27 protein-coding genes and 1 pseudogene are annotated in these 20,459 nt (G+C 41.5%); 10 read left to right on the top strand and 18 right to left on the bottom strand.

Annotated features, from left to right (window positions below; translation table 11 throughout):
• The 8 genes from AB4384_RS10225 to AB4384_RS10190 all read left to right on the top strand — a co-directional run.
• Positions 1-336: hypothetical protein (locus tag AB4384_RS10225; protein WP_372083547.1), on the top strand; the 336-nt coding region annotated here is incomplete at its 5' end.
• A gap of 91 nt (positions 337-427) precedes the next feature.
• Entirely contained in the window at positions 428-1,849 is a 1,422-nt protein-coding gene (locus AB4384_RS10220; protein WP_136987184.1) for a hypothetical protein, read from the top strand.
• 3 nt (positions 1,850-1,852) lie between these two features.
• Positions 1,853-3,196 (top strand): hypothetical protein, encoded by a 1,344-nt coding sequence (locus tag AB4384_RS10215; protein ID WP_154723893.1) that lies wholly within the window; start codon positions 1,853-1,855, stop codon positions 3,194-3,196.
• An 89-nt stretch (positions 3,197-3,285) separates the two neighbouring features.
• Complete coding sequence (locus tag AB4384_RS10210; RefSeq protein WP_081231368.1) at positions 3,286-3,501, top strand: hypothetical protein; 216 nt, start codon at positions 3,286-3,288, stop codon at positions 3,499-3,501.
• Between the two features lie 151 nt (positions 3,502-3,652).
• Positions 3,653-3,931 carry a hypothetical protein gene (locus tag AB4384_RS10205; protein WP_154723894.1) on the top strand — a complete coding sequence of 93 codons (279 nt, stop codon included), beginning with the start codon at positions 3,653-3,655 and terminating at the stop codon, positions 3,929-3,931.
• A gap of 17 nt (positions 3,932-3,948) precedes the next feature.
• A complete protein-coding gene (locus tag AB4384_RS10200; RefSeq protein WP_154723895.1) occupies positions 3,949-4,131 on the top strand; it encodes a hypothetical protein in 183 nt (60 codons plus the stop codon).
• A gap of 225 nt (positions 4,132-4,356) precedes the next feature.
• Entirely contained in the window at positions 4,357-5,274 is a 918-nt protein-coding gene (locus AB4384_RS10195) for a hypothetical protein (protein ID WP_136987186.1), read from the top strand.
• Positions 5,275-5,767: 493 nt separating this feature from the next.
• A complete protein-coding gene (locus tag AB4384_RS10190) occupies positions 5,768-6,004 on the top strand; it encodes a hypothetical protein (RefSeq protein ID WP_136987187.1) in 237 nt (78 codons plus the stop codon).
• A gap of 74 nt (positions 6,005-6,078) precedes the next feature.
• Here AB4384_RS10190 and AB4384_RS10185 read toward each other — a convergent pair whose 3' ends face one another.
• The 5 genes from AB4384_RS10185 to AB4384_RS10165 form a co-directional block, all read right to left on the bottom strand.
• Entirely contained in the window at positions 6,079-6,252 is a 174-nt protein-coding gene (locus AB4384_RS10185) for a hypothetical protein (RefSeq protein ID WP_154723896.1), read from the bottom strand.
• 54 nt (positions 6,253-6,306) lie between these two features.
• Complete coding sequence (locus AB4384_RS10180; RefSeq protein WP_154723897.1) at positions 6,307-6,450, bottom strand: hypothetical protein; 144 nt, start codon at positions 6,448-6,450, stop codon at positions 6,307-6,309.
• A gap of 6 nt (positions 6,451-6,456) precedes the next feature.
• Positions 6,457-7,482 (bottom strand): EAL domain-containing protein, encoded by a 1,026-nt coding sequence (locus AB4384_RS10175; protein WP_372129420.1) that lies wholly within the window; start codon positions 7,480-7,482, stop codon positions 6,457-6,459.
• A gap of 469 nt (positions 7,483-7,951) precedes the next feature.
• Positions 7,952-8,248, bottom strand: a complete 297-nt coding sequence (locus AB4384_RS10170; protein ID WP_372050549.1) for a hypothetical protein — start codon at positions 8,246-8,248, stop codon at positions 7,952-7,954.
• Positions 8,249-8,324: 76 nt separating this feature from the next.
• Positions 8,325-9,458, bottom strand: coding sequence for a hypothetical protein (locus AB4384_RS10165; protein WP_372050550.1), 1,134 nt, complete (start codon positions 9,456-9,458; stop codon positions 8,325-8,327).
• Positions 9,459-9,787: 329 nt separating this feature from the next.
• Between AB4384_RS10165 and AB4384_RS10160 the strand changes: the two genes are divergently transcribed.
• A complete protein-coding gene (locus tag AB4384_RS10160; RefSeq protein ID WP_372129418.1) occupies positions 9,788-10,912 on the top strand; it encodes a tyrosine-type recombinase/integrase in 1,125 nt (374 codons plus the stop codon).
• 144 nt (positions 10,913-11,056) lie between these two features.
• Here AB4384_RS10160 and AB4384_RS10155 read toward each other — a convergent pair whose 3' ends face one another.
• The 11 genes and pseudogenes from AB4384_RS10155 to AB4384_RS10105 all read right to left on the bottom strand — a co-directional run bounded on the left by AB4384_RS10155 (position 11,057) and on the right by AB4384_RS10105 (position 17,855).
• Positions 11,057-12,139: an integrase gene (locus AB4384_RS10155; protein WP_372129422.1), complete on the bottom strand. Its 1,083-nt coding sequence runs from the start codon at positions 12,137-12,139 to the stop codon at positions 11,057-11,059.
• Between the two features lie 18 nt (positions 12,140-12,157).
• Positions 12,158-12,325 (bottom strand): annotated as a pseudogene (locus AB4384_RS10150) (phage integrase Arm DNA-binding domain-containing protein); the annotation flags it as partial.
• 73 nt (positions 12,326-12,398) lie between these two features.
• A complete protein-coding gene (locus AB4384_RS10145; protein ID WP_102561101.1) occupies positions 12,399-12,947 on the bottom strand; it encodes a hypothetical protein in 549 nt (182 codons plus the stop codon).
• A 425-nt stretch (positions 12,948-13,372) separates the two neighbouring features.
• On the bottom strand, positions 13,373-13,540 hold the full coding sequence (locus AB4384_RS10140) for a hypothetical protein (RefSeq protein WP_170964551.1): 168 nt from the start codon (positions 13,538-13,540) through the stop codon (positions 13,373-13,375).
• A gap of 107 nt (positions 13,541-13,647) precedes the next feature.
• Positions 13,648-13,869 carry a hypothetical protein gene (locus AB4384_RS10135; protein WP_086715480.1) on the bottom strand — a complete coding sequence of 74 codons (222 nt, stop codon included), beginning with the start codon at positions 13,867-13,869 and terminating at the stop codon, positions 13,648-13,650.
• Complete coding sequence (locus AB4384_RS10130; RefSeq protein ID WP_102561104.1) at positions 13,841-14,266, bottom strand: hypothetical protein; 426 nt, start codon at positions 14,264-14,266, stop codon at positions 13,841-13,843. The genes AB4384_RS10135 and AB4384_RS10130 overlap by 29 nt, the downstream gene beginning before the upstream one ends.
• 10 nt (positions 14,267-14,276) lie before the next feature.
• A complete protein-coding gene (locus AB4384_RS10125; RefSeq protein WP_081231411.1) occupies positions 14,277-14,468 on the bottom strand; it encodes a hypothetical protein in 192 nt (63 codons plus the stop codon).
• Positions 14,469-14,590: 122 nt separating this feature from the next.
• A complete protein-coding gene (locus tag AB4384_RS10120) occupies positions 14,591-15,850 on the bottom strand; it encodes a Y-family DNA polymerase (RefSeq protein ID WP_136987129.1) in 1,260 nt (419 codons plus the stop codon).
• An 8-nt stretch (positions 15,851-15,858) separates the two neighbouring features.
• A complete protein-coding gene (locus tag AB4384_RS10115) occupies positions 15,859-16,257 on the bottom strand; it encodes a LexA family transcriptional regulator (protein ID WP_154723900.1) in 399 nt (132 codons plus the stop codon).
• 418 nt (positions 16,258-16,675) lie between these two features.
• Positions 16,676-17,419, bottom strand: coding sequence for an excalibur calcium-binding domain-containing protein (locus tag AB4384_RS10110; RefSeq protein ID WP_136987133.1), 744 nt, complete (start codon positions 17,417-17,419; stop codon positions 16,676-16,678).
• 217 nt (positions 17,420-17,636) lie between these two features.
• Positions 17,637-17,855, bottom strand: a complete 219-nt coding sequence (locus AB4384_RS10105) for a hypothetical protein (RefSeq protein WP_136987130.1) — start codon at positions 17,853-17,855, stop codon at positions 17,637-17,639.
• A gap of 175 nt (positions 17,856-18,030) precedes the next feature.
• On the opposite strand from AB4384_RS10105, the gene AB4384_RS10100 reads away from it, so the two are divergent.
• Positions 18,031-18,396 carry a hypothetical protein gene (locus AB4384_RS10100; protein ID WP_081231404.1) on the top strand — a complete coding sequence of 122 codons (366 nt, stop codon included), beginning with the start codon at positions 18,031-18,033 and terminating at the stop codon, positions 18,394-18,396.
• Between the two features lie 31 nt (positions 18,397-18,427).
• Here AB4384_RS10100 and AB4384_RS10095 read toward each other — a convergent pair whose 3' ends face one another.
• Positions 18,428-19,363, bottom strand: a complete 936-nt coding sequence (locus tag AB4384_RS10095; RefSeq protein ID WP_136987131.1) for a hypothetical protein — start codon at positions 19,361-19,363, stop codon at positions 18,428-18,430.
• A gap of 381 nt (positions 19,364-19,744) precedes the next feature.
• A complete protein-coding gene (locus AB4384_RS10090) occupies positions 19,745-20,302 on the bottom strand; it encodes a hypothetical protein (RefSeq protein ID WP_372129417.1) in 558 nt (185 codons plus the stop codon).
• Positions 20,303-20,459 lie beyond the last annotated feature (157 nt).

The raw sequence follows: 20,459 nt of genomic DNA, 5'->3' as shown, positions 1-20,459 counted from the left end.
GATACTCCTAACCAGTTTGACACATCGGTAGCACCTAACGATGGTGCAGAACATGACTCTATGATGCGAGAAAGTGGTACTCAACTAGCATCAACAGGATTTGACGCTCCAAACGATGGACATATGGACCCAAGTACGTCTGACGCAAACTTAGGAGACAACTCTAATAAGTTGGATATTGCGACAGCTTTAACTACTGGCGACAAGACAAATCTTGAAATGGACGCCGATGAAATTATCAATGGCGACAAGCTTGATACTGTAGTTGGCTTGGGAGGTTCAGTAGGAGAAATCGATGGTGACGTGAATTATGATCAAGACACAAAACTAACATAATGCCCATATTGATGACGTTTAATCGATATTTCTAATAACTAAACCCTATTGGTGTATACAAACTCCAATAGGGTTTTTTTTAGGTTTCCGAATGAAGATATATTCCACAATCGCATTGATGATCATGTCGTTCGTTTCTGAAGCATATGAGGTTTCAGGGAGAAGTTTATTAATCATGGATGCGCAAACTACGGTTGGCTTAGAAGCTTTAGGTGTGGAAGCCGCTAAAGTTGATGCATTGGAACGAGTTGAGCAAACCATTTCCAAGGGAGACAAATATGGACTTGTGTATTCCTACCAGCCATCCATTCAGAAACTTATTGTCTTAGCTCAGGATAAAGTTGAATGCGATGTTGGCATTTGCTTAGAAACAACCATTAAATTGATAGTCGATAAACAAATTGCTAAGGCTATCACTCAAAGCCTTCATAACAGTGCTAGTGGCATGTCGCAACTTGAGTCAAAGCCCAAAGATGTACTAAGTGCGCAGCTAAACCAATTTACATTGATAGAGTCACGCCACTCTCGGTTACCAATTGAGTTCCGCGCAGAAGACGGAATCTATTCTCAGTGGTTAAGGCTCAGAGCAAAGGAACAAAAGGAGCTTGTTAAACGTATCAAGGTATCTACGATATTTAAGGATACGGGGTTCGTTCCACAAGAAGTTAAGCTGAATAAGGTGCCTGTGTTTGACTCAATAGGTGAGCCATCAACGTCTCAGTACATTGCCTATTCGTTTGTCCTACCTGGTTCTGAGAAGATGAATGATCTGGTAAAAGCCGTTCCATCTTTAATCTCTGATACTCGGTATGTGACTATGAAGATGAGTGTCCCAGAGCTGTCCATAGAGCAGGTCGAATTTAGGGCTAAGTACCATTGCATGTTATTCGCATCGGCAGATGATTACTTATCACATCAATCGCTGACAACAGCTCAGTTGTTTCACCGAGAGCCAGAAGTAGCAATCAACGTGTCAGGAAAGATAGTCCATATAGGTCGTGGGTACTATTACGAAAAAGGTTCCGAATCTGATTCAGTATTCAAGCGTTCAGGGATACCAACCTATTGTGAATTGCTTAATGGAGAATTGGTGTTTCCTAAAGATACAAAACAGGCAACTTTATTGGGGTCCCATGTGACGGTGTTTAGTACTGTTCGTATCCGGGAGGTAGCCACGGATTTCCATGGGGATGAAACGAATATTGATGATTGGCTTCTCGTTGATTCCAACTTTGATAAAGCATGGATAGAGTCACGTTATACAGATGAGATTAATACGATCCGACAAGGATGCATTGATGCGGTGTGTTCTTCACAGGTTATAACCCCTAAACAATTCATGTTGATGCTTAATGGCGAACCCCATGTTGCCTTCTCTAAAGTCGCAGCCGGAATGAGATACCCATTCAGAATTGAGCGCTATCAACCAACGTACCCTCTTGTTGTTCCATACGTGGGCTTACAGACCGCAGGGTATGGTACTGCTTTGAGTTCGTTAACAGTGGAGGAGTGATGTATGGGACGTATGTTTATTTTGTTGTTTCTAATGTCTAGCCTAGTGACTGCAAAGCCATTCGACGCAACTGTAGAGCGCGTAGTTCCGAGCGAGCAAGTAACGCAGGCTCTGTTTCAGCAATTGAAAGATGAAGCTGCGTTTTTAGCTGTCTCTAAAGCGGATCTACGTGGTTATGTAAAGACGAGTCAAAGTTATAACGGAACTTATCTAGAGACATTGAAGGTTCTACTACCTCTAGTAGCCGATGTGGATGTAGTTAGTCAATCAGTGAATAACTGCACTGGTGCTGATTTTAAATGTGTATCACTGACAGTCAATGTGGATATAGACAGAAGAGAGTTCCAGTCTCAGCTTGAAATGATAAAGAATGATGAAGTTTTAAGAAGAAGTCTGGAGCAATATCATAGGGAGCCTGGTCATCCTCTTCGAAAGCGCATTACGATGTTGTCTTCTCAGATCGAGAGTTTGAGTAAACGTGGTGAACAGTCTGATTTGATTAATTCGCTAAAGCTGCAGCTTCATGAGAGCAAGTTGGTGGAACGTGATATTAAGTCAATGCGAATTGTGACTGAAATTGCACGGCATTATTCGGATTTCATTATCTTTACTCAAGTTGAAGGTATCGAGCGCATTTCTAGTAACAGAGTGAAGGTTACATTACGTTCACGAGGTAGCTCATATGGCAATCATGACTTTGATTCTCGTTTAGCTGCAATTATAGATAGTAACGGTTATGCAATGGACATGTACCACCGAGTGGTGCATCAAGGAAATGTTTCTTCTCGCATCAGTCTAGGAAATCACTTTGATGATGGCCACCAGCTAAAAGTGCGACAGCTTTGTATTGAACCGAACTCCTTTGAATTTCATTCACCGGTTCTACAGGCTTTATATGAAAGTGACACGAAACTTACGCTTCCGCTTTATTCACAAAGTAGATTTGTACGAGTTGGTAGCTTCAAGGGTGAACCTGTACCAAAAGAAACAAAAGTGGATAGTTACTCTTACTGTATTTGGGACAAATTCGAATACCAATATTCAGTTGAATTGGCGGATAAAGAAATAGAACACTTTGCGATGTCGGCTAGTAGGTCAGCGGCCAGTCGTCTCACTATTGGCATAGAACCGGAACAATACGCTCAGATGTCGCCTAAGCAATGGCAAGCGTATATGGATATCAATGGCTTACTTGATGCTACCCACCAGAAAAAGCCTCGTAGGGTGTCACAGGGCGCAATGTTGCCAGCCTTTGGCAACGATTCAACGCGATACCGTGAGAATGTGATCATCGGTTGTAATGCGGATACCGGCGACTGTCTAGACCGAGCAATACAACACTTCTAAATACATTCCCCCCAATTTGGGTACGGAACATATTCATTAGTAGCTTTTTTGTTGTATAACTAAAATATGCAACAACAGGAGATTACAATATGTCACGAAGAACTGAGCAACAAAGCCACGATGATTTTTGCAATAGAATGCAGAACAACCGACGCAAAAATTCTGGAGTAAGGAGACGTGGCGTATCTCATCGTCATTCATCCCCTGAAAGAGAAGAAGACAAACTGTTTGGAGGTCTTCCATATGTTCATTGGCTTTCAAATGAGATGGATCGAGACAAAGCCTTTGAAGGTGACGATGATTAATGACTGCTGCGCGTTGCATTCCCTTCAATGTGCTTCTTTGAGGGCTATTGATATTAGACCAAATCGAACATTCACGATGGTTATACGTTCCTTGGGATAGATCTGGTAGACCAGAAAATTTAAACAGGATTTTGTAGCTTAGGGGTATTAAATGGACACACATGACTTTACAGGGTTCAAAATAGCCCTTGTCCCGAACAGCCCTGAAACTCCGATGATCTTGATTTTTGATGGTGTGGCTTGCTGTAGCATCGAACTACCATCTACAGGTGAGTTTCATGTTTTACCTGCTGATGACCGAGCGTTATACCACTTAGTACAGTTCAAAATGAACGGTGCTAAAAATAACCCTCCGGAGATAGATTTTCATGTGCCAGTATCGGAAATGGAAAGGTTTAAAAAAACTAGCCTTTTACCAGTAATCAGCTAATGGGGGAAAATGCGTTAATGACAAAAATAGTAATTTCGGTAGTTATTGCGTTCGCGTTCTTGGTCTGGGTTCTACTAACAGATTACGAAGCTACTCGAACAACTCAATTGCCTCTGATGTTGATGACGGTTGTAGCGATAGGTGTCGCGTTATTTAATGGTGCATTGATTTATAACCGCATAAACAAACCGAACAAGTAGGGAAAATATTATGCTGTTTGAAGCGATCTACATTCAACAGTTTTACTCTAAAGGTTAAAATGGAAACTTAATTATCCAGTCTCAATCTTCATTACCTCGACACCTCTTTACTCCTTCACACCTAATAAACATCCAAATATCTTTCATTATTTAACCATTTTATCGCGTTATTGCTCCATTCTTTCTTTACTACCTTCGGTGTAAATGAATGAAACGGAGATGCGTATGGATTCCGATCTAGTTAATGGATATTTGAAAGAGCATCTATTCCCAAAGATGACCCAAGAAACAATCGATCAAGCCTTTGGTCACCTGGTCCCCAGATTAGGTGCTGGTGAAATGGTCGAGTTGTTATGCCCTTCCTGTGGAAACAAGGGGACCCACTTTTTAGGCACTGGCAGTTTCAACTGTGAGTCTTGTGGACCTACTTCGATTATCGACGCCTATTCAAACGACCACTCAGTAACACCACATCGCGCCATTATAGAATTATGTCGCCTAGCCGGTTTGAATATACCTGCTGACATTTACCGTGAACTCACACCTGAAGATATCAAATTCACGGATATCGTTATGGACATCGCGAGAATGAGAGTCTTGCCAAAAGAAGTGGAAGAGTGGGGGCTTTCAGTGGATGAACGCAATGTGCCTGACCATCTATCCTGTATTCCAGACGCTGAACAATTTATCGAATATGTGAACGCTGTTAACGGTTGGGTTCCCAATGCCGTTATTGATGCCATCACTGAGTTTCAAGGCGAACCCATCTTATTGTTCGTTAACAAAGGTCGCTTAGTGTTCATTAAACTCAATGGATACAGCTCCGCGAGATCACCATTCATCCGGTCTTACACAAAAGGCACTAACAAAACCAAGCGAGTGTTTGTCTCAGATGATCCACTGTTTATAGATATGTGTTGGTCTAAGGGCCTATCTGCATATTTTATCAATCCAAATTTTATGACCCCGAGAGCGATTGAGTTTCTGAGTGATGAATTCAAATCGAAATCGGTGGTTGCAGTGTGGACCAAAACCAAAAGCCAAGATTACGTATTTAGCCGAGATCAAAAAGTACATCGTTACGATTGGTTTAGTCGTAAGGTTCCAGGTTCTTATCAACGTATTGCGGAGTTAATTCAATGACTATTTTTAATGCAAAATATCAAGCGACGGTGCCTGTTTTAAATTTCGTAAGAGGCTGGGTCATTGTCCTTATTGGGTTTATGTTTTACACCTCACTGGTCAGCTCATCCCATAGTTACCACCCACCGGTGCAAGAAGTGATATCTCTTTGCCTACTTGCCGTCTGCCTGTCTTGGACTGAATTTGTAGAAATCAAAGAGGACACGGTTGAAACTTACTATCGCCATTCGCTACTCACCTTCATAAAAACACCAAGGTTCGTATATGAGATCCAAAGCGATTGGTCTTTAGAAGCTAGGCCCAGTTCATTTGGGTATACAATATGGACAGCCAAGAGCGATAACGCTTTAATTCAGATATTTCATACTGGCCATGTGTCTAATTGCTATAGCAAGAACTAAACTTTTCGTAAATTGTTGTATATAGCAAGTATGTTTGACCATTAGAGATTAAATGTATGAATTCGAAATTTGCTTTTTTTTTGGTAGCCTCAATGTCTTTCACTGTCTCTGTGTCAGTTGTCGCGTCTGAATCAGTGCAAGAAGGCGAGGGCAGTTTGAACCAACAATCCCTGAGCCAATTGGTAGAACAGCACGGGGACAAGACTATCGGTGGTTATGAACGGATGAATGAAGATGGCAACATTGAACAGTCTATTTATTCGGTGTCTGTACTCTTGGTCGATGGGGCGGTGAAGGCTGATCTTCAAGATAGTGAGCCAGTTAACTAAACGTTTTTGAAAGCACCCACCAGTTCGGTCATCAGTTACTTTTTCCTTTTCTTGCCTTAGTGGTGGGTTACAGTTTAGTCAGCATACCAAAGTCGTAGGCAAATAAATCTACTGTCGCCAGTGTCAATTTTAGTCTCATAAATAGATTCAATACTGACAATAGAAACTGCTTGTTCAACTAACCAGTTATTCAATCGCTCATGTGCGACATCCACAAGAAGTTCGTTAGCTGACGTTCTCGTGTTCATACCACATCCTAAAACATTAAATTCGATACGTTTTATCATCATTTTCCCTCTACGTTAGCCGTACCAAGACGCGTTGGTAATCAAGTTAGTCATTTGTTCTACTTCATTAGCGGATAGCGTTAATCTTGCGTCACCATGAGCCAATACAAAACGACCACTGACATTGACCAATCCACCTTTGGAACTTCCATTAGGCATCGTGTGTCAATGGTTGAAATTAGTATAATGTTGTTCGAAGTCATTGGAAGACAAGGGCTTTGAAAATAAAAAGCCCTGAAAACTATCTATACCTGAAGATTGGTATAGTTGTAGTGCTTCTGGTGTCTCTATCCCTTCTAGAGTGGTGTTCAACCCCAGCTGCTTAGACAGGATGACAAAGTTTTCTAGCACTTTAATGCTTATCTCCTGCGATCTTGTATCATTGACTTTAAAGGTAATGAGGCTTCTGTCGAACTTGATTGTGTCGAACTTGATGGTCGTCAACATAGTCATACTATTGTGACCTGCAGTAAAGTCATCCAGAGCTAAATCGGCTCCCGACTGTTTCAGGAGCTCGATATTTCTGAGCATCATGTCATTGGTTTCAATTTTTGTTTGTTCTGTAATCTCTATTTCTATTGATATCCTTTCATTGACCACTGTACTCAAAGCATTGGCAATTTTTTTGATTGAATCAGTACACTGTAGAGTGTCGGCGGCAACATTAAACGATAAAGTGAAATCGTCAGTGATTTTATTTGTTATCAGCCAAACCTTTAATTGTTCGATGGCTTGTACAGCGATTTCGGTGTCTATTTCTGAAATCAAGCCTTCTTTGATCGAGAAGGGGATGAATTCTGCAGGTGGGATAACACAACCTTGGCATTCCCAACGTGCCAGTGCTTCACAGCCCGTTATCTTTCCACTTGTTTGTGAAACTCTACTTTGAAAATACGGTTTGATGTCACCATTATCTAAAGCAGTGTTAATACGCAGTACTTGGTTATTTCTCTCGCGAATCGTGATTACTTTTTGCATTTGAGTTAGAACGAGTCGATTGCCAAAGATGATCCCAATGATAAACCCACTGCACGCCATAATGACGCTTACTTCTTGAAAGATAGAAAGCTCTACTTTACCTTTTCCAATCAAGAGCCCAGCTAGACAAGCGGCAGCTAGTAAAGGCATACACAGAGATATCGCAAGTACGTTCCTTTCCTTCGCATATTCATTTTGTATTGAGTTAGTCATAGCTACTTATCTCGATTAGGTTCATTTCATGTCCCAATCAATTGAACTCTAATATTAATGATAAGTGTGCAAATAAGGCCCTTAAATTCATACATAGATTGTACAAATATCGGTTTTAAGCCTCTGAGCTCTATAGGGTAGTTAGATATCCACAAAATTTGTTAGTTGCTGGTGGATAAATACACAAAGTTGATTTGAGTGAATGGTTTAAAGTCTGCAGGGTTCAAGCATCGGATGTATAGAATCTTTTGAACGACTCAATAGAGTAGAGCAACTTACTGTAGAAATGAAAAAGTCGCTGTTAGGCGACTTTCACTCTGCCACATTTTCATGTGGATTCGTCAATACGTTGTCATGGCGCATTATATTGCCACAAACTCATCTTAGGTGGGACGAGCTGCATTGTTGTCAAATAGACAATCGATTTTCGCCGCTTAACTGATCCTTCGTCATGAATCTCTGATCCTCACTACTTATAAAGAGTAGGGTTAACGGACAGTTTCAAGTTAGTGATTGTTGAATCAATCTTCTCAGCCCAAGCAAGAATTTGTTGCTTATCGAACTTTAAACGCGTCAGTACCATACTGTTTGGGGCTTCAATAGCTATGCTGCCCCCGTTGACGTTCGCAACACGCAGTTGATGGCCATAGTGGGGAAATTGCTCATGAAACTTCTGATTGATTTCTGCAATGTCTTGGAGCTTGTCTTTGATTGCCGAAAATTTAGTGTCCTGGAACACATCACACAAGCTTGCTGTCGCTCTCATAATTCTCTCCAGTTAGATGAGTACACATATGGTTGTACACCATCTAATAGAAAAATGAGTGTCGAATGAATAGGACCTAATTGTTACCCAATTGAAGGTTTTTGGCCTCAAGTTCTTTGATGATGGTCTGGTTATTCGCTAGTTCTTCTTTTTGACTTTCGTTTTGCTGAGTAAGACGCTTAACATCATCCTCTAGGCGGCTACTGAAGGCACCTTGTCTTTCGATGGTACTAATGTTTTGACTGTTAGACATACGTAGCTCAGTAAACTGATCTGATAGAGAGGTTAGTCGTTCTGATGCAGTACCAAACCTTATCGTTGCTTGCTCTAACTCGCTGGCTAGGCGTGCGTTTTCAGATTTTGTTGTAATGTATTCCGCTTCAACTTCTGCTAGGTCAGTGCTGAATTTGTTTCGACTCTCACGTAATTCTTTGATCAGTTGAATATCGCCCTGAGCCTGAGTTTCGAACCTGATGATTTCTCCGGATTTCTGAGTCACAGTGTCACTTAGTTCGGATATCTTGTTTCGACATTCATTGAGCTGAGTTTCTAAGTTGCCTATTAGTGTCTCTTGGTTTTCGAGTTTGACCTCAGTCTTGGCCACTTGGCTTTGAGCCTTATCAAGATCGATTTTTTGATTATTCAACTTGTCCTGCAAGCCACCAATCTCATCCGTCAGCCGTTGTTCAATACCTTCACAGTTCTTTTCGCTTTGCGCAAGTTCGGTTGTAAGCTTGGTTATCTCTTTGTCTTTCAATGAAATTGTAGTGTTTGATTCTTCAAGCTTAACACCGGCTAACTCCAGCTCACCCTCCGTCTTCAAAAGGAGTTCATTGGCCAGATCTGCTTCATCTTTATACATGAGAACTTCGGCATTGTGCTCTGCATCTTTAGCGGCGCTTAATCGAGTGATTTCAGTTGAAAACAATTCAACAAATTCATCGCTAAAGCCTCGTTCTCTGAAGAGGTCCATTCGTTTGTTCTTAGCTTGAGTGTTCCATTCACGGACATCCACGTTAATCGTGGAGGTAGATTTAACGTCCGGCATCATTGATAAGACATTGCGAACACTGGTTTTCTCGCCTTTAACGAAGAGCGAATCACAAATTTCAAAAACACGTTGGCGTCGTTGTAGTTGATCTGCGGTAAGGTCTTTCTGTGTGCTGATGTCGCTCATTAGATGGTACTCAAGTTCAGATTTCGATGTCATTCATTTTAATCGAACATTGGTCGAACGTCCAGAACGAACGAACACCTGTTCGATGTTCGATAATTGTCGTTTGAAGCGAAGCACGGTAAAAATGTACCGTTCATTTACTGGATGCGTTGTTGTTAGAATTTTAGCCCCCCTACCCTCCAATAAAAGTGACACTGTAATTAACTCAGATAAATTGAATGTCAGGATAATCACGCGTAGATTTAAAGCCATAAATTGCACATTTTCTAGATCTCAGATAATTACAATTATATGTGATCTAGAAAAAATGCATGGAATTGGTTAGACTGTAACGAACTACGAAAGCATAAGTTGGAAATGATATGGTCGGCACTGAAATCTCACTTCATACGGACTTTTCCCGTTTAAGGCCAGAACATGTTCACCAGGCGATCATGCTCGCACGAAAGCACGGTACATCGAACGAACAGTACCAAAAAATTCAAGATGCTATTAACCATCTTTTGCGAGAGTTCGATAAACGTGAAGAGCGTTATGCTAAGAACTCACTTTCTCAACTCTATAGCAACTGGTCACGATTTGAGAAATGGTGTCACGAGCATGAACATCACCCATTGCCAGCAGCCGCAGAAACCATCGAATTATTCTTTGAAGATAAGGTCGACGACTTACACCGTAACTCAAATCGATCTTATGCGTGGGCCATCTCAAAAATTCATCGTATCTCGGGTTGTCCGGATCCATTTCTTGATGAAATCGTGCGTGACAAGATGGCCGGTATCTTTCGAAGAAAAGTTGAGGCGGGTGAACGAATTGTACAGGCTTCAGCGTTTCGAGAGAAACACTTAGATAAGATAACCGAATTGTGGCGTCATTCCCCTAGCCTACGGTATCGTCGTGATCTGGCTTTGCTGACTGTTGCTTATGAAACCCTACTTCGTGCGTCGGAAATCGCAAACATCCGTTTTGGTCACTTAGAGTACCCAGGTGACGGAACGGCTTTGCTGACTATCCCTATCACGAAATCTAATCATAGTGGCGAACCAGATACAGTGGTGTTTAGTCCAGAAGCTGTTGATATTATTCATGAATACGTAGAATTAGCAGGGCTTGATGACACAGATGAACAAGCTTTCTTGTTCGTCGGTGTGAGCCGACACAACACGCCATATAGACCAAAGTTAATCGACCCAGCCCACCCTGAAAGCGGCAAAAAACATAAGAAAATGACGTCATGGACTATCGAGCAGATCTTCAATAAAGCATGGGAAGCGCTTAATTTGGGCAAGGTTGGTATTGCCACTTTTACTGGCCACAGTGCAAGAGTTGGCGCGTGTCAGGATTTATTGACCGATGGATACACCATCTTGCAAGTACAGCAAGCTGGACGTTGGTCCACACCGGCTATGGTGATGAGGTACGGTCGCGGAATATTGGCAAAAGATGGTGCAATGGCACAGAAACGCGCATCTAGAGGACGAAAATAACCAGTCTTTTGAAACCCCGCAGCTGACAGCTGCGGGGTTTCATTATCCGCCGAGTCGGTTGAATTTCTCTATATTGATTTTAGCTTGGGGCATTTGCATTTTATGCCTCAAATTGAAACTACTGAAAAAGCTGGCTATATCTCTTTAGTTGTCGTTCGGGTATACAGAAACTGGCTCACACTCATTCCATACGGCTTGATCAGGTTTCGTATAAATCTCCGTTGTTTTTGAATTGCTATGAGCCATCCTCTTTGTGGCACTTAAGCCTTTCTTTTCAATCATTCGTGCCGCTAAGGAACGAATCTCATGGTACGTCGGTCTTTGGTTACTTGGTAAGTGCGATTTGACACCAACTTTGTCACGTATCTTGCTGAACTGCTTGCTTAGGTAATGACTTTGGACTTGGTAGATATGGTCACAATCTTTAGCAACGCCTCTTTGTCTTTGTATTGGTTTCATGTGGACGATATAAGGGCAGCGTATACGGTCTGTATAACTCATCTGCACAATGTCAAAGATAGACTGTGTGACAGGGATTTTTACTCTGGATGCCTCTGAATTTGAGACTTTTTGCCTATGTATATACAAGTAACCATAAATTTTTACGCCATCAACCATTACAGGTTGCTTATCCTCATTCCAGACAATTCCGCAACGGTTATCTCTTGGTGAACGTAGGTTGTATTTGATACGACATATTTCATTGATCGCATGCGTCGTCTCCAACGTCAATGCCATTGCCACCTTAAGAAAGAGTGGTGCGCTTTGATAAATCAATTCAAACTCTTCTAGTGTTAGTCTTTGACGCTTTTTAACCTGTTCTTTTTTAGTGACCCGAAGACGTTTTTTATTGCGCATGAAGTTATCAGGTATATACGATTGATCTGCTAAATAACTGAACGCTTTATTGATCAAACTGAGGTTGTTGTTGTAGCACTGAGCTGAAAATTTAGCGTAATGAGTATTTAAGAAGACATTCATCATTTGCAAGTCTAATTCATGGGTAAGTGTCGTTCCTAAATCAGCACAGAGCTTCTTCATTAGTAATTGGTACTTCTCCATCGTACCTTTTGAAAGCTCTTCTCGTTTGATTAGCGGAAAGATTTTCTTCAGTGCTTTTTCTAAAGGAATATTGAAGTCGTTTAAAGAAGTGTGTCGTGGCTTATCTGGGACGCTATCGAGAGCCGGTAATGAAGCTTGGTGTGCTTTCTCTATGAGCTGTTCCATAGACCGGTACTTGATATTGTAGTTAACCGCTTCAATGATCGCGTGAAGTTTCTTCGTGCCTACAGGGAAAGAGTAGAATTTCCCTGACGCAAGCTTTAGGCGGTAACGTACCTTGCCATCTTTGTGTTGATATCGATAAAGATAAGGCGGTAAATCTTTGTGTTTATCAGTTCGTTTTGTACCCATATTTATATTACGAAGGTGAGCTTATAACCGTCGTTCCTTTTAGTTACGTTCGATTGTTACATACTGGATTACGTTATGCATCGCCAAATAAGTCAGGGAATATTGTCGCTTTTCTGGCAGCCTCTATTTGCTCAGGCTCATCAACTACTACGACTTTCGCTGCACCAATGCCCATAAGCAAACGTTTAAGTTCCTCTTCCTCTAACTTCGTCAGTTCAAGCATTGAGTGAACGATTAACAAAGGCTTCAATGTAAGCCCAGGTTGCTTTGCTTCCCGTAGCATCGAACCCACCAGCTCCGCGAAACTATCAGGATTATCTAAGAGTAGTTGCTTTACTGGTATCGTTGAAATTTTACTTAACTCTTCTCCTTGCCACATTAACTCGCATTGTTGTGTTGTTAGATGAATCACAGCTGGATTGGCGAGTACCTTTTTGTTGGCTAGGAGATCGATACGACAAGCAATACTAATGAGCGGAATGACCAGAACCATAGCTACTAAGCTTTTTAGGTTGTCATACAGCTCTGGTTGGTCAGTCATGAAATGCAGGTAATGTATCTCCAGAAATAAGAAAATACATACTATTGACATCGCATCATTTATCGTTCTTTTTTTAAGCATCTTGCTTTCTCCATTGATCTGACAATCGATGTCCATTGGTGGGTATTAAATTACACCGAGGTACTGGTTACCGCTAAGAAGAAGTTAATGCTGACTACTATAAACGACCAGAAAGTCATAATTCCAAAAAGGTAGCACCACAATTTGGTATGTGTTGAAAAGGTAACGTTGGCGTAGCTCGACCAAGTTGTTAATGTTGCAAAGGGCAGCACTACAAATGTTCCATAGATATTGCTTAGCTCAGATAGGTAGCCTGCCACCATCGCTATTAATGTTATGAATATAAACATTGCATTCACCCACCGTGAGGGTAAATTCGTCGTATTTTCGTGTACTTTCATACGAGCCCCGTCAGTTAATATGTGCGTTTCTATAGTGATGAGTAACAGGTTCCTAACTGATTTTTAAGACACATGCTTATATTATTATCTATGTTCGATATCGGCTTCAGAGTGGACTTTGTATGGCCTATGGCAATCGTCGCATTCAAATTCACCACCCGCAGGATTGCCACAAAAACCATCTTGTACTTCTCCGCAGTGAGGGCAATATAGAGCGACATTCATTGTGTGCAATTCTGTCACTGTCTTCATATTATCTTCCTAAGATTAACTGTGAGTTTGTTATACATCCCAAGACTCCCAATTTAGCTTCGTATCGAGTTTCAATATTTAGACGACGCTAGAGCAGACTGAAGAACTCAAAGGTGCTCTTCTCGATCTTTACGTTTTTGTTTGTAGGCAATTGTCGCCACTGCCGCAACGAAACCCAAGGTGAGTAAGGTTTCAACGAGGCCGAAAAGTTGCCCGTTAAAGCCAGTAACTATCATTACATGCGACCCAATGGTTAGGATGCTTAACCTGAGCAACGCTTTATCAACAGGTCCCATGTAGTCAGTGAGATCGTACTTGAGTTTGCGCATTATTGGCGACTCTCCTTAACTGCTCACGGATATAGCCTTCTTGCCACTCGATATGGCAATCAGGGTTAAACTTCTCCCCTTTTCTACTTGCCATGACTCCGGCTTTGAATTCAGTCGTGTGGTTTGTGTTAACGGTGATAGTCGGTTCGCACATCTCGCAAGCTACTGCCGACAACAAATGAGTAAACATGCCTGAGTCATGTCGCTTCTCAGTGATCTCTAAGATTCTGACCAGGGCATGTAACTCGTTACAATTGAATTTGGCCATCGTTAATCGTATGACAGGGGACCATTTCTCATATTTTTCAATGAACCCCTGCTCTCCTGAAAGAAATATTTGTTGTTCACGACATTGGTAAAGCCGTTGAGCTGTAGAAACGATTTTTATTGAAGTCATATCTTTGCCTTTAACGGGAAGGTTTGAACTGCAATTCTGTTTCGTCTGACTGGTGCTTAGGTACTGTGACCTTAGATTGGAAATACTTGCCTCGCGGCAGCTGATTACCCACAGGAACGTGCGCAATCCAGTCATCGAATGCTGGTTTAGAATTCGAGGGGAGTCGTTGCCTTATAAACGGGTCTTTTAGCGTGTCTGCCATTCTTGCTCTCTACTTTGTTAAGTACTACTGAGTTCAGTATCCAACAACCCGATACAGGCATGTTCAAATAAAGAGCTTGAATTGGAGAATAGATTGCGTATCACAAACGCGGTGGGTAGAAATTAGCAGGCGATTCTAGGTAAGTCGCTCCATTTAGTGGTGTATTGCGGAGACAGCATTTCGCGGCGCATACCCCAAGACTGTCTTGTAGGTGTTCCTTGCGCAGCCAGAAAGATAGTGTCCATTCCATACTTTGCGTTTATCTGATCAAACGAAGCCATTAACTTTGCATTATTGGGTTGTGGGTTAAATAGGTCAGCTTGCTCATGTCTTCCGTCAACGAGGTCAATCAGCCCAACACCGACTTTGTAGTACTGAACACCTTCTTTGTAGAGTGTTTTGGCCAGAGCACAGGCCGCACTGGTTAAGGTATCCACATCAGCTGTCGCGTACTCAAATTTGTGAATCGCTTTGAAACTAACCGGCTTTTCGTCAAAAGGTGAATTTCCTGCAAAGCAAACCAACACTTTACAAAGTGACTGTTGAGCACGGATCTTTCGCGAGGCAATGCCCACATGCAGACTGATAGCTTGTCTAAGCTCATCGAATTCCGTTATGCGCTTACCCAGACTGCGGGTAGAAAAAACTTGTTGTTTGTCTGCTCTTGCTATGTCGAATGGAATACACTTTTCACCATTGAGCTCCCGTATCGTTCGCTCAACACCGACATCGAATTCTTTTCTCGCTTTTGAAGGTGAAAAATTTGCTAGTTGCGCTGCGGTAGTGATCCCCATAAATTGCAATGCTTTCGTTCGCTTGCGACCAATCCCCCAAACTGAACCCACATCAATAGCCTGGAGAACCCGTTGGGTTTCTTTCACTGAATCTAAAACACATACCCCCTGATAACCAGGGAGTTTTTTCGCTGCGTGGTTGGCTAATTTTGAGAGGGTGAGCGTCGGGCCGGTTCCCACACAGACCGGGATCCGACACTCTTTCCATATTGCTTTTCGAATTGCGGCCCCATGCTCTCGTAAACAAGGAATGTTTATGCACTTGTCCAGATTTAGGAAGCTTTCATCGATTGAATAGATCAGTTGTTCAGGTCCAAAACGTGCAATCACTTGCATCATCCGCAAGCTCAAACTGGAGTACAGTTCATAGTTAGATGAGAAGACTGTAACGCCATGTTGCTCACATAATGCCTTGATTTTAAAGTAAGGTTCGAACTTTGGAATGTTCAACGCCTTCGCTTGATTGTTTACCGCAACGGCACAACCATCATTGTTACTGACGGTGATAACCGGCTTTCCACGTAAATCAGGTCTGAAGACTTGATGACACGAATTGTAGAATGAATTGCCATCTATTAATGAATACATGCTTAACCCTAAAACATAGTTGATACACGGTGGAGTCTGATGGAACTCGCTAATACCCCTTCTATTGCGAAGGAGTCTTGTTCATCAATTCTTACCGGCTTCATTGATTCATTCGCACTCAGCAAGCGACGTCCTTTGATATCTAGAATTTTACAAACCAGTTCACCGTTTAGATTGGCAATGATAATATCGTGGTCTTTCGCAGTAAGGGCTCGATCTACAATCAATACATCACCTGAAAAAATCCCAACTCCTTGCATGCTATCTCCCTGTGCCAGCGCTAAAAAAGTTGATGACGGGTGTTCCACCAGCAATTCATCAAGGCTCAATTCCAGTTGTTTATATTCTGCAGCTGGGGACTCAAAACCCACCACGCCTGCACTCACTGGATAAGTTAATATATTCATAATTTATACTGGTTATTTATACAGTACAATTCTAGCCCCGAATCTAGATAAAAGGCAAGAGAATGTCTCAGTAGGTAACTAGCGCTATAGAATTTAAGGTGAGACAGAGGTTGAGAGGGCGACATTATGAACAAGAGCCTATATACAATAACATAATATGATATTGTGCATATTTAGGTTTCACCTAAACGATGTTAAGTTGTTTAAATCAAAGGGAAAGTTAAGAGGTCACTATGCCATTAGTAAGGTTTGCAATATTAGTTGTTGTACTATTTTTCGCTTGGTTAGCTTTAGTCCACATTTTCAATGACTATGGTGCTGGCGTAGGTCTAGTCTGTTTGGGGTTGTTTGTTTTTGTGGGTCGGAAGTTATCAAAGAGAACGCTGGCAAAACTTCAGTCTCGCCAGCAATAAATCGTTTACTCGCACACAACACCATCCCCGTCTCGGTCAGACATGAATGCGTATGCCGGGTCATGAGCCGTTACTGGTGCAATCCCATGATTTCGAGCTTCGGCACAAGTGATACGTCCGTTGTTGTTGTCATCATACAAGGACAACGCATGCCCCGTAGATTGGGTGACGTATTTAGTTGGAGCGCTTCCAGCAGGTGCATAGAACACCATTTCAAAAGACGGGCAATTATTGATAACACTCTCCAACGTGTTCGCTTCGACTGGATTTACACTAAGGCCATACTTAGTTTTTATCTCAATGACACGCAACGCGAACCAACATTGGTTTCTTGGCGGCAACCACTCGCCAGCGTCCAAGCCACATTTTCCAGTAGAACTACAACGGTTCACAGCTGGGGATGCTAGGGTCAAGTTCAATAGATCTGTTGCAAATGCTTTTCTTGTTTCAGGGCTTGCCGCACAGAGTCCACTGTCATGCCCTTCACTGGCTGCAATGATGTGTTCGATGTCTGTCTCTGAAGTTGATTGGTAGTAGGTGCCAGTATAAGGGCCATAAATCTGACCTCCCATACTATCGACTATCGCTGACTCTACTGAAGCGGGATATGGGTATTGGCTTTTCTTATCGTATGGTGAACATCGATGCTCTTCCTTAACTACCAACCCACGCCACATTTCATTTCCCAGTGATGAAAACGAAGCAAGTAAAACAACCAAATACATTGAACTGCGAATAATCCCCATCATAACGTTCTCTATTTATTTACGTTACATTGTCACTAAGACCAGCAGCCCGATAGAATCTGGGACCACAAACGCTGCCCCTTTTTAAGTCCACGTATACCCAACTCTTTTGATAAACTTGCAGCAGTGTAATGCACTCCCGACTCCAACATATATGCGGCCATCTCTTGAGTGCTCATCTTGTTGTGAACCTTACTTGGTGTTGTTGTATTCATGGCCATTACACCTCTGTATAGTTACCGGAATCATACTCACGCATAATGGCAGTCTCGGTGAATTCAAGCACTTGTACTTCGCCATCTATCCCACGCGTTTTATCGGAAAATCGCACACGAAGTGTTACTTCAGTATCATCGATAATAGTCGCATGAATTCTTTGTCCATCAGGTGCATAACCTCTACCAGTATTAAATGTCAGTTCGCCTTGCTTCGTTTGCATATCTCAGTTCCTTCAATTGGCTTTGGATTAGATATACAACATCGATGTGTTCTATTAAGCACATTGTCATCACAAGGTTGTGGTTCAACCGGTATTGTGTGTTGCTGTTAGTAGCGGAATATTAGATATTACTAAGGCTATCTATTGTTATATCGAAATTTCAGGAAGTTAACAGATGTCTAAGCAGCTCAAACCTGGTGGTCTTCAATACGTGTCTCGTGTCCTAGCAAACAAATATGATGTTTCCCTGTCCACATTCGTACTGATTGATGCCACTCGAAATGGCAATATTATGACCGAGATAGCAGAGCTCTACGGGGTCAATAGAGATGGTAAGGATTCGTATCAATTTCTCAGTGACTTGGTTAAACATGCCAACAAGAAATCCTCTCTTCCAATTTTCAACGTCACGAATATGACGAGATATGACTTAATAGCAATGGGAATTGATCCCGTTTCAGGAAGACGTCCTCGTTGGCTGTCATTGACCAGCTACGGTATGACGATTCTCAAAGACTTCGACAAATTGATGTATGAATAAGGATCTAACAATCAGAGCCTTTTAATACACGCTATTTAATCAGGACCGACTCTCGCTTTATCGGCTTTTCATTGAAGCGAATTTTTACGATGTGGTTATTCTCAAACCTCTGCTTACCTATAAGATCACGATACTGTTGATAGGATTTTCCCTTGAGGCCACAGTGATTGACGTAGATAGCTACTTTATACACGGTGAAGTCGAGCCAATTTTTACGTTTCTTGTTCACATCGATGACTGCATCACTTAACGTTATTTTTAGTAGCTCCCATAACTTCCCACTAATTACGTGTGTGTTGACGCTGAGTGAGTAAAATCCACTACCATTCAATGCGCTAGTAAACATCGTCATTTCTCTGATCAGTTGGTCTTTTTTGCCTTTTATTGGTTTGTAAGGGTCTGCCAAATGGAGGGTTATATCTGATGCATGTTTCCAACGATTAGTGATCGGATACCACTCCAGCATCAATATCTCGGTGCTACCGAATACTAATTTTATCGGTGTCATTATCACCCAAGTCATGAACGCTACCAATAGGACAAGAGCATAGTTCCAGCCCGATAATAAGCAAGGCCATAGATTCTCTAAGGCCAGGTTCTCGCTATAATTTTTATTGATAAAGGTGTCGTTCCAATTGAATGAATCAAGTGCAAACAAGAGTAGATAAAAAACAGAGAACTTCGTCATAAGTTTGGCCGTCTTACAGAAACGGTGCCAATATTCGGAATGAAACATAGAGAGGTTCATGTGCGTCGGATCATCGAGCACTATCTTTTCATAGGCGATGTTTCTAATGGCTTTCGCCTGTACGAGTGAGACGCCCATTGCGACTATGAACACATAATCACCAAAATAACAGCTGAGTAAGATACACAGAGTCGGAATGATGTATTTCAGGGTTTGAATAACTACCGTGATGACGTTCATTACGTAATCAGTTAAGAGCGTGAAAGTTGGTTTTAACATAAGAATGTATTCCTTTTGATTTAAACCTACTTAATTTTTCCGAGATCGCAAAATTTTTTTTTCATATCCTGTAGGAGAGGAATAAAGTTTCATACTAAGCAGTCAAGTAACCCTGTTTGTACCGTTCTAAATGATACTCACCCAGAAATAAAGATTCATACTAATTCCTACTACAAAGTCTGAGTCACGCTACAACTGAGTAATAAAGTATCATACTGGTTGTCTTGGGCATCCACAGATTGATCGGCCCCATTCAAACACGTTTCTGGACATAAACGTTTTAGTGATTTTACTAATTTAGCATTTCATGAATAACTAAAAGTATGGAAAGTCGCTTACTCGAGTGTCCAGTACCTCTGGAGCAGATCAGTTTGTTATGTGCTAAATGGCGGACACTTTTTTAATGAAATCACTTACTGTCGAATGTAGTTTTTTTTGCTCTGCATGTAATGCATCATAAGCCTCGAAAACACTCATTGCATCATTCTCAACGGCTATATCAATTTCTCGATCTTCTTTTTGGAAGGCTTCAATAGCCTCAATCAACTCTTTGTTTAGTAATGGTTTATATACATCCAAAGATTCATCAATTACTTTCTTGAATTTTTTGTATGCATCAGGAGAATCATCAAGCTCAGAGTCATCGATAGGTATACCTTGTTCAATATAAAAGGCTCTATCGGCATATAGTGCTGTTCTTTTCATTTCAGATGAAAGTGCTCTAGAAAGACTGAGTAAATTTTCTTTATTAATTTCCCAAACCCTCTCTCTCTTTTGCTGCCTAACTGAGTCATAATGTATCGCTGTTGCGAATATAGTCGCTGTCGCTATTACGACATTAATCGATAAACTACTATCAAGTTCAAAATTAAGATCTAAAGCAACATACCAAATAGTTGCTGTAAATCCTGTAACTATTCCTAGAACATATTTGACCAAGTTTTACTCCTCTGAATTAGTCCATGTAGCCGCATTAAGTTGTGAGCAACGCAGACCACTGAACCTAAACGATTGTGCCGTAAACACTAAATTCAAAGCAAACCAAAAATGCCAAGCGTTGGGAATCCGTCTTAAATGCTTTGTATGGATAATAAGC

This window comes from Vibrio sp. 10N.261.51.A4, assembly GCF_041471945.1.
Lineage (GTDB): Bacteria > Pseudomonadota > Gammaproteobacteria > Enterobacterales > Vibrionaceae > Vibrio > Vibrio crassostreae_C.
The sequence above is the reverse complement of the archived record's forward strand: the minus strand, read 5'-3'. Positions and strand labels throughout refer to the sequence as shown.